The organism is Lysinibacillus piscis (assembly GCF_026012395.1).
Taxonomy (GTDB): domain Bacteria; phylum Bacillota; class Bacilli; order Bacillales_A; family Planococcaceae; genus Lysinibacillus; species Lysinibacillus piscis.
The window spans coordinates 15991-28404 of the sequence record NZ_BRZA01000009.1 but is presented as its reverse complement, the minus strand read 5'-3'; the positions used below and the strand labels follow the sequence as shown (position 1 = coordinate 28404).

Below are 12414 nucleotides of genomic sequence, written 5' to 3'. Positions count from 1 at the left end.
ACATAGCACAAATCGTTACTATATACCCAAAAAACCGAATGAATTTTTAATGTATAAATTATTTTTAAATAATATCTATCTGTGATTTAAAAAACCTGCTGAATGTTATATATTCAGCAGGCCCTTATAAAATACTTACTTTACCTTTGCACCGTTCTCAAGTTGTGGGTCAACAGATGCCAATTTTAAAATTCCATCTTTTTCACCCGCTAAAATCATACCTTGTGATAGCTCGCCACGTAGTTTAACTGGTTTCAAGTTTGCTACAACAATCACTTTTTGACCTATTAATTCATCCGGTGAATAGAACTTAGCAATCCCCGATACTACCTGTCGTTGCTCATATCCAAGATCAACCTGTAGCTTTAATAGTTTATCTGCTTTTGGTATTGTCTCACATGCTGTTACTGTTGCTACACGTAAATCCACTTTCATAAAATCATCCATTGTGATTTCTGGAATTTCTGGAACTTCGATTGCTTGTACTTCTTCTTGCTGTGGTGATTTAATAGAACCACGCATTTCTTCACGTATATAAGCAATCTCAATTTCACTATCTAAACGTGGGAAAATTGGTATCCCTTTTTCTACCACTTTAATGTTTGCTGGAATAGTATTGCCGAATGTTTCAATCGTTGCCCATGCTAAAAATTTGTCATCCAATCCTAATTGTTCAATGATGCGTTTTGGTGTAGATGTCATGAATGGTTGTAACATAACGGCAATTTGCTGTAAACTTTCTGCTAAATTTCGCATAACAGCCCCTAATTTCGGTAGGTCTTCCTCATCTTTCGCCAAAACCCATGGCTGTGTTTCATCAATGTATTTATTTGTGCGTGAGACAAGCGTCCAAATGTCCGCTAATACAACACTAAACTGCATTTTTTCCATAGTTTCTTCATATTTAATACGCACCGATTCAGCTTGCTCTTTTAATGCTGCATCAAATTCTGTCGCTTGTAGATTTTCACTAGGAATTGTGCCATCAAAATATTTGTTAATCATTGAAATTGTACGATTCAATAAATTCCCTAAATCATTTGCCAAATCAAAGTTTGTACGTTCAACAAAAGATTCTGGTGAAAAGACGCCATCCGAACCAAATGGAAGTTCACGTAATAAGAAATAGCGTGTTGCATCTAGCCCATAACGTTCGATTAACATTTCAGGATAAATAACATTTCCTTTTGATTTCGACATTTTTCCATCTTTCATCATGATAAAGCCGTGTGCAAACACCTTTTTAGGAAGCGGTAAGTCTAATGCCATCAGGAAAATTGGCCAATAAATTGTATGGAAACGTACAATATCTTTCCCTACAACATGAACATCTGCTGGCCAGTATTTTTTAAAGAGTGTATCGTCTTCTGATAGATAGCCAAGTGATGTAATATAATTTGTCAGAGCATCTACCCATACATAAATAACATGCTTAGGATCACCAGGAACTTTAATGCCCCAGTCGAATGATGTTCTGGACACAGATAAATCTTCTAATCCTGGTTTAATGAAATTATTAATCATTTCATTTTTTCGTGATTCAGGTTCAATGAATTCGACATTTTCCTCATAGTAGGCTAATAGGCACTCTGCGTATTTCTTCATATTAAAGAAGTACGATTCTTCCTTTACTTTATGGACAGGGCGACCACAGTCAGGGCAATTGCCATCAACTAATTGTGTTTCTGTAAAGAAGGATTCACAAGGTGTACAATACCAGCCTTCATATTCCCCTTTATAAATATCACCATTATCTAAAAACTTTTGGAAAATCTTTTCGACCGTTTCTGTATGACGCTCTTCTGTTGTTTGAATAAAGTCATCATAAGAAATATCCATCATTGCCCAAAGCTTTTTCGCAGCATCCGCAATTTCATTAACGTACTCCTGTGGATGCTTACCTGCTTCAGCTGCTTTTTCCTGAATTTTTTGTCCATGCTCGTCCATACCTGTTAAAAAACGTACATCATAACCACGTAAACGTTTATAACGTGCCATTGTATCTGATGCAACAGTTGTATAAGCTGTACCAATATGAAATTTTCCACTTGGATAATAAATTGGGGTTGTTATATAAAATGTTTTTTGTTGTTCACTCACAAGAGCTGCCTCCATTGTTTCACAGTATATTATCTATTCTAACGAAGTACGAAATGCCTTTCAATCAAAGTTTCTCCCTATTCTACATTCGTTAGTATTTTTTTAGCTTATTTTTTAAATCAATTTGAAAATATTTAGTTGTAATTCGTTGTGAAAGTAAAGTATCAGTCATCAATATTTTTATCATATCAATAGAATTCGACTTATTTTTAGCGAATTATGTCGAAAAATATACTAAACCATATACTGTCTTAAAGCAGAATCTTTTTTACTATAAAATAAAATATATAGTAAAAAACCTTTAAAAACACCGATATATCTTTATTAACGTCAAAAATATTTTTAAAAAACTTTAAAATTTATGCATTAATTAATTGACGTTTATGGCATTACTTGGTATGATAACTATCAGAAAAGGATTTTATGTCGAAAAATGACGAAAAACCGATATAACTTTTATTACTAGGAGGCAAATAATTATGAAATCAACAGGTATCGTTCGTAAAGTAGATGAATTAGGTCGTGTGGTAATTCCTATCGAGTTACGCCGTACATTAGGTATTGCAGAAAAAGACGCATTAGAAATTTATGTAGATGATGATAAAATCATCTTAAAAAAATACATGCCTAATATGACATGTGCTGTAACTGGTGAAGTTTCTGATGATAACTTCCGTCTAGTTGGTGGTAAATTAATTTTAAGCCCAGAAGGTGCAGAACAATTAATTAAAGAAATCCAATCTAACCTTAACAAATAATACAAAAGGACACCTGAATTGAATTATTCCGGTGTCCTTTTTATTGGATTTTCGAGAAATTATATCCAATTATAACTAATTATTCTTGGTGATATTCATTATAAACATCTCGCTTCGCAACTTGGCGTAGCTTAGCCACTTCTTTAATGGCTTCCTTCGATGTCATATTCAAATGTTCCATCACATACTCGACATGCTCTACAATCGACATGTCCTGCCAGTATGTTTCCTCTGGTTCTTCTTCAACATTCATATTACCTTCTAATACAATGCAAAATTCGCCACGGATTTCCTCTGTCTGTGACCATTCTATCGCTTCTTGCAATGTACCACGTAAAAATTCTTCAAATTTCTTTGTCAATTCCCTTGCTAGCACAATTCGTCGATTGCCAAGAATCGCTTCCATATCTTTTAATGTATCCTTTAAACGATGTGGTGCTTCATATAATAAAATGGTTTCCTGACGTTTTTTTAGTTGCTCTAGCTGCTGTTTACGTTCTTTTTTATGACGATTCAAAAAACCATAGAAGAAAAATGGCTGTGGTGTCAAACCTGAGGCAATTAATGCTGACAATGCTGCGTTTGGTCCAGGTATAGGTACTACAGGAAAATCTAAAGCAATTGCCTTTTCCACAATATCTGCTCCTGGATCAGAAATACATGGCAATCCTGCATCACTGACTAAGGCAATCGTTTTCCCCTCCTGTAAAAGTGTCAATAGCTTTTCACCGCCCACTTCTATATTATGCTCATGATAACTAATCAGTGGTGTCTCTATTGTGAAATAATTACATAATTTTTTTGTATTACGTGTATCTTCTGCTGCAATAATATCTACTTCTTTTAAAATGCGTAATGCTCGCACACTCATATCCTCTAAATTTCCGATAGGTGTCCCTACTAAATATAAACAGCCTGTATGATACATTGTACTTTTTTGGGATTTCATTGTGGACGCTCCCCCATATATTTTATTTTCTGTATGCGTGTTAGTTGTTTAAAGGCATACTCTGCACGCATTGCCTCCTGTTTTGTCGAAAATTGCTCTGTGTAAATACACTTCACTGGCATTCTAGCTCTTGTATATTTTGCCCCTTTACCTGCATTATGTACAGCGACACGTTTTTCCACATTATTTGTGTAGCCTGCATAGTATGTATGATCTACACACTCTAATACATAAAAGTAATGTTCGTTACTCTTTTCCATATAGCAGCTCGCTCACTTCCGCTGTATATTCATTATCTTCCTTATATACGTAAAGAGGTGGTAAAATTTTTAAATCAGGCTTACCATCCTTTATGCCTTCAATTAATAAGGTATTAGCTTCTTTGCCTTCTTTCGGATAAACAAACTGTATACGCTTCGGCTCTAAACGATTCGCACGCATTGCTGTCACTATATCTAATAAACGACCTGGGCGATGCACAAAAGCTGCCTTTCCACCTTGCTTTAATAATCGGCTTGCCGACTGTATTGCTTCTTCCAATGTTAAATAAAGTTCGTGGCGAGCGATAGCATGATGTTCACTAATATTACGGTCACTAGCCTCATGTGCTAAAAAATAAGGTGGATTACACGTCACGACATCATATTTTTCAATTCCAAGCTGTTGTGGGATTTCTTTGACATCGCCAAGTACCATTTGAATTTGCCCTTCTAGTTGATTATAGCGAATACTGCGCTCTGCCATATCAAATAGACGGGGTTGAATTTCTACTCCTGTAATATGTCCCTTTGTACGTGCACTTAAAAATAATGGAATAACCCCATTCCCTGAACATAAATCCACCATTTTCCCTTTATGATGTGGAACATTGACAAACTTTGAAAGTAATACTGCATCCAATGAAAACGAAAAAACAGATGGACTTTGAATAATCCTTAAATTTTCAGCTAATAAATAGTCTAAACGTTCATCATCCTTTAACCATTCTTCCATACATTCCACTCCCCATTATACAAAATAAAAGACTGACACCACCTACGTGGGAATCAGCCTTCTTTTACACATTTTGTTTATTTAAAAATGACAGACAAAATAGGCAATCTTCACCTTTGCGTAAACTTCCAAAGTGTACATGACAAACATGAAAACCTTCATGATATAAACGTGCTAGATTATCATAGCCTTCGCCAATATCCAATGGGCTCGTTTTCTTCACCGCTGCTACTTGTACAGTTTCCTCTTTGGCAACCAGCTCATCTAAACGTGCACGTAAGTGATCATTTTCTGTTTCTAATGCCTTATGCTCCTCCATCATTAATGCTACAAATTGCTTCAATGCACCAAATTGCACCTGCATTGCTTCGAGCTGTTGTTCGAACTCCATAACAGTATCTAAGAAATTACGGTCCTTCACTCAAGCCACCTCGTTAAATGATCTATCTTAAATAAGATTTTTTTCACATGCTAACAGTTCTTCTAATGTATATTCAACCGTACGCTCTTGTTCAAATAAATATACTTGAATTAATCTTTCTAATACATTTAAACCAACAACTTTACCACGACCATCTGGCGTCATTGTCACTTCATCAATATCAGGCATGCCTTCCTTAGCTTCCTCATACTCATCATTTTCATACTTCAAGCAACACATCAGTCGTCCACAAAGCCCTGATATTTTAGATGGGTTCAATGAAAGGTTTTGATCCTTTGCCATTTTAATCGAAACAGGCTCAAAATCGCCTAAAAAAGTGGAACAGCAAAGCATGCGACCACATGGACCAATACCACCTAGTAGCTTTGCTTCATCACGAACACCAATTTGACGAAGTTCGATACGTGTGCGAAAAACAGAAGCTAAATCTTTTACAAGATCCCTAAAATCGACACGCCCTTCAGCAGTAAAATAAAAAATAATTTTATTACGATCAAATGTATACTCAACATCCACCAGTTTCATTTCTAAATTATGCTCAGTAATTTTCGTACTAGCAAGGTCAAATGCACGTTTGGATTCATTCATATTTTCTTCTACTTGAATACGATCTCGCTCATCAGCTGGTCGTAATACTTGCTTTAATGGTAATACGACATCATTTTCTCCAACAACTTTGCAAGGTACAACGACCTTTCCATACTCTACACCTCGAGCTGTCTCAACAATCACATATTGGCTGTCATCTAGAGCATATGATGCTGGATCAAAATAATATATTTTCCCCGCTTTTTTAAAGCGTACTCCTACTACATTATACAAATGTATTTCCCTCCTGCAGATTTAGCATTAGCTGCTCCAACATTAATGCTCGATTCATGTTACGTTCCAAAGATAGACGTGCTTGTAAAATAGCCTCCATTTGACTTGATAACTGTTCATATGTCGAATGCAGAGCAATTTCTTTGAAGAACTGTAACCTGTCTGGGTAAGTGCAAGCTGCTTCGGGATTAGCTTTTATTGACACTATATCACGATATGCAAATAATAGTAAATCTAATGCTTGTTCTATTTCATTTTTTTCCTTAAAATGTGGCAACCATTCTTCATGTACAACAAGCATTGCCTCATGTACATTTTGCTGAATGGCTTCTACTAATTTTAACACTGTTTTTCGAGCATGTGCAAACTGCTCATCATTTGCTAAAAATAAGGCATTTTCAAATTCATTCGTCAGCATACTAACAGTTGATGCTAGAGCAGGTACAACATGATGCTCTTGTAATTGCTGTAATAATACATGACGAGGCATTTTTTGAAATTTAATATATTGGCAACGTGAACGGATGGTCGGTAAAACGGCTTGGATTTGCTCTGTCAACAAAATAGCCGTTACCTCTCCCTCTGGCTCCTCTAAAAATTTAAGAATCATATTAGCAGATGCTACATTCAGTCGATCCGCATGATGTAACACATAAATTTTGCGTCCTTCTTCCACACCCACCATTTTCAATTCAGCCATTAATTCACGTACTTGATCAATTTTAATAAATTGACCATCTGGATACAGTTGATGGATATTAGGATGATTGCCTGAATCAACACGTCTACAATTTCGACATGTTTCACATGGAACATTCATATTTGGACTTTCACACAGCATTAATTTGACAAAAAACTGCATAATATCAGCTTTTCCTGTTCCTTTTTCGCCATCAAAAATATAGGCATGTGCTAATCTATTCTTTTCAAAGATTGTTTGAAGCTGTTTCATTACGACTGGCTGCAATATTAACAGTTCGTCAACATTTTTGACCATATTCGTGAAATTCCTTTCTCTCCATTCCATTTGAAAAAAGCCCGTATCTACAAGAGAATGAGATACGGGTTCTATATATACAGATTGATAAGTAAACCTTTAATCTCTCCAATTTTATCAAGTAAATCAATGGCTTCTTTCTCTTCATCTAAAATATCTTGTGCTAACTCCACAAGACGTGCATCAATCGTTTCAATAATTTTTAAACGTCTTCCTTCACCAAAACGGTTCCATGTGTGTGATTGCTTTAATTCCATACCATGTTCGACCGTTTCTTGTAAAAAGCGCTTGACTAACATTTTAAAGCGTGCAAGCTCACGTAAATTACGAGATCTCGCTACACGATCGCCCGCAGTAGTAATATCGCCTAATAGTCGTGTTAATTGTTCCGTTTGTAATTTGGAGCCTTGCTTGACAACCATTTCGCCAAATCGATTGTTTGGATTATTATTTTGCAAAGGCTCTTTACGATTGGTATTCATGCCAACTCGTATGTCCTGATTAATTTTCATCGCACTGCTCCTCCTTACATACTATAGTCACTTCACAGGTATATTAAGCGTTAAAAATGATGGAATTGTTCAATCGGTAAAACAAAGACAGTCGCTCCGCCAACCTCTACTTCCACAGGATATGGCAAATAGGAGTCTGCATTGCCCCCTAATGGTGAAACAGGTGCTACCATTTGTTCCCGTGCGCGACAATTATCACGGATAATATCTAAAAGTTTAGGTATGAGAGAGTCTTCTGTTCCAATTAGAAACGTCGTATTCCCAGAACGTAAAAAGCCCCCTGTACTCGCTAATTTAGTCGCACGAAATTGATTTTTCGTTAACGCATTCGATAAACGATTACTATCTTGATCCTGTACTACAGCGACAACTAACTTCATGTACATTCACCCCTTTTAGTATATATAACTTTATTATAGCACAATCCATTAAACAACTTCACAAATTTACTGTATTCTTTCCCATAATACTGACCAAACACTATCAACAACTGCCTCTATACTTTGCGCTGCATCAATCACATGTATTCGCTCTGGATATTGTGCGACAAGCTGCAAATAACCTTCGCGTACTTTTTGATGGAAAGCTAAGTTTTCTACATCTAAGCGATTTACTTCACGTTCATGATGTGTATGAATACGAGCCAAGCCAACCTCAGGTAAAAGGTCAAATAAAATGGTCATATCAGGTAATTTTTTGCCAATAGCAAATTCATTAATAGCTAGCACTTCTTCCATCCCAATACCTCTCGCATAACCTTGATAAGCAAGAGATGAATCAATAAAACGGTCACAAATCACGATTTTCCCAGCATCCAAAGCAGGTCGAACTTTTTCAAAATAATGCTGGCTTCTTGCAGCTGCGTATAACAAAGCCTCTGTGTGCTCATCCATCGCCGTATGTGCAGGATTTAAAATAATTTCTCTAATTTTTTCAGCAATTTCAATACCACCAGGCTCTCTTGTTGCTAAAACATCTATATGATTTTCTGCTAAACGCTCTGCAATTTTTTGAATAACGGTTGTCTTCCCTGCGCCTTCAGGTCCTTCAAATGTAATAAATAAACTTTGTTTCATCTTATGATTGCCTCCAACTATTTAATAACCTCAATCATTTTTTCTGCTAACCGATGTTGCCCTTGGAACGTCGCCCCCATCGCTAATAGCTCCTCCAGTTGGCTTAACTTAGCAACTGTTATCTTCTCACCAGGTACTAGCAAAGGAATGCCAGGCGGATAAGGAATAATCATACGTGCTGAAATTTTTCCTAGTGTACGCATATAAGGCAACCATTCCTTCGTTGCCGATTCTACCTCATCTATTGTATAATGTGGCTCCGAAATAGGCTCAAAATGATAGTTTTGTGATATAGATAAATTTTCTGTTTTTGGTGTACTTACTAATGCTGTTATGGCATCTTTAATATACGTGCGAATTTCCGCAAATGGATAAGAACTACCCTGTTTTAGCAAAGGCAATATTAATAATACTTGATGGGCATCTGCCAGCTCACTATAAATATGTCGTGATTCTAAGGCTTCCTGTAATTGGAATCCGCTATAGCCAGCTACTCGAAGCAATAATTTTAAAGGATCATCTACTTCAATCACTTCCAATGATCCAATTGCACGTAACGCCTCAATCCATTGCTGTCTTTTCTCTATTACATATGCTCCATCACTCTCCATATATGTCTGCACATAGTGACGTGCATCATCTAAAGAAGCTAATAATGGATAGGATGGGCTGCTAGATTGCAACATTCTCAAATAATGATCTATTTTATGCGAATCGACTATTGTCGAATTGACATGTATAAAGGAGGCCATTGTCATTGCAGGTAATGTTTTATGTGCCGATTGTACAACGACATCTGCACCAGCTGTCAAAGTAGATGCAGGAAAGAGTGAACAAGCATTAAAATGTGCCCCATGTGCCTCATCTACTAAAACGGGGATATTTTTTTCATGACAATATGTTATTTGTTGTTGAATTTCATGCGATGTTATTCCATAGTAAGTAGGCGTTGTGATGACTACTGCTCGTGCTTCTGGAAAACGGTCCACAGCTTCTTTTACAATTTGGAATGTCACATGTGTAACTGTTAGTGTTCGCTCATCCCATAGTGGTGATATAAAAATCGGTTTGGCTCCAACAAGCTCAATCGCATGGAAAATAGATTTATGAGCATTGCGTTGAACAATAATTGTATCACCTTTCTTACAAACCGCATAAATCATTGCTAAATTGCCAACAGTAGAACCGCCTACAAGAAAGAAGCTTTTCATTGCACCATATGTATCTGCTAATAATTGCTCTGCTTCGAGTATCATCTCTTCAGGGTGATGCAAATCATCCAAACCAGTTAATTCTGTTACATCATAGCGCATCACATCTTTAAAGGCTTGTGGTAAGTGAGAGAGCTCACCATGTTTATGCCCTGGAACATGAAAAGACACATTTTGCTGTTGTCGAAATCGTTCTAACCCTTCTACAATTGGTTTTTTCCTCTGCAAAATAAAACACACTCATTTCCATTATATTCTCCTTTCATTATACGAAATTTTAGTATGTTAAAAAAGCCATCCTATTAAATAGGACAGCTAAAAAATTCTTTATCATCAAAAATTATATTATCTTTTTAACGGGTATCCATATCTCACTTGTAAAAGTGGGAGAGCTAAAATCAGTGCTTGTATGTCTTACAATTTCAGGTCCCTCACATTGTTCATAGCTAGCTGTTGGAAACCATTCCGCATAAATACGCCCCCATGTTTCTTGAAGTGTTTGGGGAAATGGTCCAATCGCATCAAATACTACCCACGTACATGCGGACACTTCCAATTGTACAAAGTCACCAGTATATTCATGTGTTGTCGCTACACCTATATAATGATCTAGTTCACCCTTTTCCTCCATTCGCCCTTCAGAAAAGTTTGTAGATGCTTGAATAATTCCCATCGGCTCGATATTTGAAAGCCTTTTAAGATACGTTATATCCTCCATATTCAGCATTTTTAGCATATCTGTAATTTCAGTATTTTCACCTTCAAATACAATTGGCACTCTTTTTTGAATACCTACAATGCGAAAATTCTCTTTATCTTCAAATCGATAATTCATTTCAATCGCTCCTTTAACAGATAGTTGGAAGGAAATTCGCGGATAAGCCTTCAATAATTGACCATTATTTTTTGCTTCTGACGATGTTATCCCATGTAAATGCTGAAAAGCTCTCGTAAATGAATCCGCTGAACTATACCCATATTTGATAGCAATATCCATAATACTTCTATTATTGTTTCTAAGCTCTAGTGCTGCAACCGTCAGACGCCTACGACGAATATACTCTGCAATGGAAATACCTGCAACGAAGGAAAACATTTTTCTAAAGTGATATTCTGAGCAATAAGCAAGTCTCGCTATTTCTTGATAATCGATTGTATTTGTTAAATTTTCTTCTATATAAGCTACTGCCTCGTTCATCTTTTTCAACATATCCACACCATATCCCTCCTTCATCCCTATAATAGCAAGAAAGATCGTGACACATCCGACATTTCTTGCTCTGTTTTGTAGGACCATCTATGAGGTATACTCAAATGCAAAGTAAAGCAACACTGAGATTGGTCACTCAGTCATTGGCACAGGATATGGGGGTTCTACTATTTCAGTAGACATTTAATACCCGTTGAGCCAAGATAAAAACCACGAAACATCTATAAAGTCTCGTGGTTTATCAATTATTTTTTCACCTTTGTTGCGCTCCCTCGAACAATCAGCTTTGTGTGAATGGTCACTTTTTTGCAGATTTCACGTTTGGTTGCAATACGTTCAAGCAGTAAATCGACTGCAGACTCCCCCATAATCTCTGTGTAAAGCTTCACTGTAGTAAGTGGTGGAACCATGTATTGCGCAGAGGATACATCATTGAAGCCAACAATACTTAAATCCTCTGGAATTTTCACACCTAACTCATAAGCTGCCTTGTAGCAACCAACTGCAATTGAATCATTTGCAACAAATAGAGCTGTTGGCTTTTCATCTTGGTTTAACATTTCCTTTAAGATTTGATACCCATCTCGTGGATTGTAGCCACCAATTTTAACGAAATTCTCTTTGAAAATACCTTTCTCCTTCAAATATGTTTCAAAAACATCCTGCCGTAAATCCTTGAAACGGTTACCATACATATCAGTCTCAACACCGCCAATAAAGCCGATATTTTTATGACCTAACTCTACTAAGTAATTAAGTGCCTTTTTCGTTGCTGAATTAAAATCAATTACAACGGCATCAAAGTGATTTTCATCTGGATTTGCATCAACAAACACCGAGGGTTTATCAAAGCTCTTGATTAATTCAATATCTACCTTTTTAAACGTTCCAAGACAGATAATCCCATCTATTTTTGAAAGACTTCTTTTGGTGTCGTCTTTGTTAATTTTTAAGCATTCCATTCCCATATTTTCAAGCTTCTTTTCTAACGCGACTCGAATCGAGAGATAGTAGGTGTCAACTAATTCCTCTTCAAGCGAATAGGAATAGTATAGACCAACCACTCCCCTCTTTTTCTTCTTTGAAGTAACGACATAATTTAATTCTTCAGCCGCTTCAAAAATTCTCTTTCTTGTCTCAGGAGTCACATTCAGTGTCTCATCATAATTTAAAACTCGGGAGACTGTCGCTATGGAAACACGCGCCAAATCTGCTATATCTTTAATTGTCGCCATATTTCATCCCCACTTTATTTAATAAACTTCTCTTTTGACACGCCACTATGAAATATATACAAGTCCACAAAATCACTATATTTCAACTTAGATTTAACATTTAATCATC

General features: G+C 36.4%; 14 protein-coding genes. 1 reads left to right on the top strand and 13 read right to left on the bottom strand.

Annotation, left to right across the window (positions count from 1 at the left end; translation table 11 throughout):
* Positions 1-135: 135 nt before the first annotated feature.
* Positions 136-2115 (bottom strand): methionine--tRNA ligase, encoded by a 1980-nt coding sequence (gene metG, locus OPF91_RS17870; RefSeq protein WP_373877069.1) that lies wholly within the window; start codon positions 2113-2115, stop codon positions 136-138.
* A 458-nt stretch (positions 2116-2573) separates the two neighbouring features.
* Between metG and abrB the strand changes: the two genes are divergently transcribed.
* Complete coding sequence (gene abrB, locus OPF91_RS17865) at positions 2574-2858, top strand: transition state genes transcriptional regulator AbrB (RefSeq protein WP_264990338.1); 285 nt, start codon at positions 2574-2576, stop codon at positions 2856-2858.
* A 79-nt stretch (positions 2859-2937) separates the two neighbouring features.
* Here the strand turns inward: abrB and rsmI are convergent, their stop codons facing one another.
* The 12 genes from rsmI to OPF91_RS17805 all read right to left on the bottom strand — a co-directional run bounded on the left by rsmI (position 2938) and on the right by OPF91_RS17805 (position 12305).
* The gene (gene rsmI, locus OPF91_RS17860; protein WP_264990293.1) at positions 2938-3807 is read right to left on the bottom strand and encodes a 16S rRNA (cytidine(1402)-2'-O)-methyltransferase; all 870 of its coding nucleotides are present in this window, start codon (positions 3805-3807) and stop codon (positions 2938-2940) included.
* Positions 3804-4067, bottom strand: coding sequence for a GIY-YIG nuclease family protein (locus tag OPF91_RS17855; RefSeq protein WP_264990292.1), 264 nt, complete (start codon positions 4065-4067; stop codon positions 3804-3806). Before OPF91_RS17855 ends, rsmI begins: the two co-directional genes overlap by 4 nt.
* A complete protein-coding gene (locus OPF91_RS17850) occupies positions 4054-4800 on the bottom strand; it encodes a tRNA1(Val) (adenine(37)-N6)-methyltransferase (protein WP_264990291.1) in 747 nt (248 codons plus the stop codon). Before OPF91_RS17850 ends, OPF91_RS17855 begins: the two co-directional genes overlap by 14 nt.
* Before the next feature lie 64 nt (positions 4801-4864).
* Positions 4865-5221 (bottom strand): DNA replication initiation control protein YabA, encoded by a 357-nt coding sequence (yabA, locus tag OPF91_RS17845; RefSeq protein ID WP_264990290.1) that lies wholly within the window; start codon positions 5219-5221, stop codon positions 4865-4867.
* Between the two features lie 27 nt (positions 5222-5248).
* Positions 5249-6064, bottom strand: coding sequence for a PSP1 domain-containing protein (locus tag OPF91_RS17840; protein WP_264990289.1), 816 nt, complete (start codon positions 6062-6064; stop codon positions 5249-5251).
* On the bottom strand, positions 6057-7061 hold the full coding sequence (gene holB, locus OPF91_RS17835) for a DNA polymerase III subunit delta' (RefSeq protein ID WP_264990288.1): 1005 nt from the start codon (positions 7059-7061) through the stop codon (positions 6057-6059). The genes OPF91_RS17840 and holB overlap by 8 nt, the downstream gene beginning before the upstream one ends.
* Before the next feature lie 71 nt (positions 7062-7132).
* On the bottom strand, positions 7133-7573 hold the full coding sequence (locus OPF91_RS17830; RefSeq protein ID WP_264990287.1) for a YaaR family protein: 441 nt from the start codon (positions 7571-7573) through the stop codon (positions 7133-7135).
* Between the two features lie 50 nt (positions 7574-7623).
* Positions 7624-7953 carry a cyclic di-AMP receptor DarA gene (darA, locus tag OPF91_RS17825; protein ID WP_264990286.1) on the bottom strand — a complete coding sequence of 110 codons (330 nt, stop codon included), beginning with the start codon at positions 7951-7953 and terminating at the stop codon, positions 7624-7626.
* 66 nt (positions 7954-8019) lie between these two features.
* Entirely contained in the window at positions 8020-8649 is a 630-nt protein-coding gene (gene tmk, locus OPF91_RS17820; RefSeq protein WP_264990285.1) for a dTMP kinase, read from the bottom strand.
* 17 nt (positions 8650-8666) lie between these two features.
* Positions 8667-10088 carry an aminotransferase class I/II-fold pyridoxal phosphate-dependent enzyme gene (locus OPF91_RS17815; RefSeq protein WP_264990284.1) on the bottom strand — a complete coding sequence of 474 codons (1422 nt, stop codon included), beginning with the start codon at positions 10086-10088 and terminating at the stop codon, positions 8667-8669.
* Positions 10089-10200: 112 nt separating this feature from the next.
* Positions 10201-11076: an AraC family transcriptional regulator gene (locus OPF91_RS17810; RefSeq protein WP_264990283.1), complete on the bottom strand. Its 876-nt coding sequence runs from the start codon at positions 11074-11076 to the stop codon at positions 10201-10203.
* A 239-nt stretch (positions 11077-11315) separates the two neighbouring features.
* Positions 11316-12305, bottom strand: coding sequence for a LacI family DNA-binding transcriptional regulator (locus OPF91_RS17805; protein ID WP_264990282.1), 990 nt, complete (start codon positions 12303-12305; stop codon positions 11316-11318).
* Positions 12306-12414: the final 109 nt, after the last annotated feature.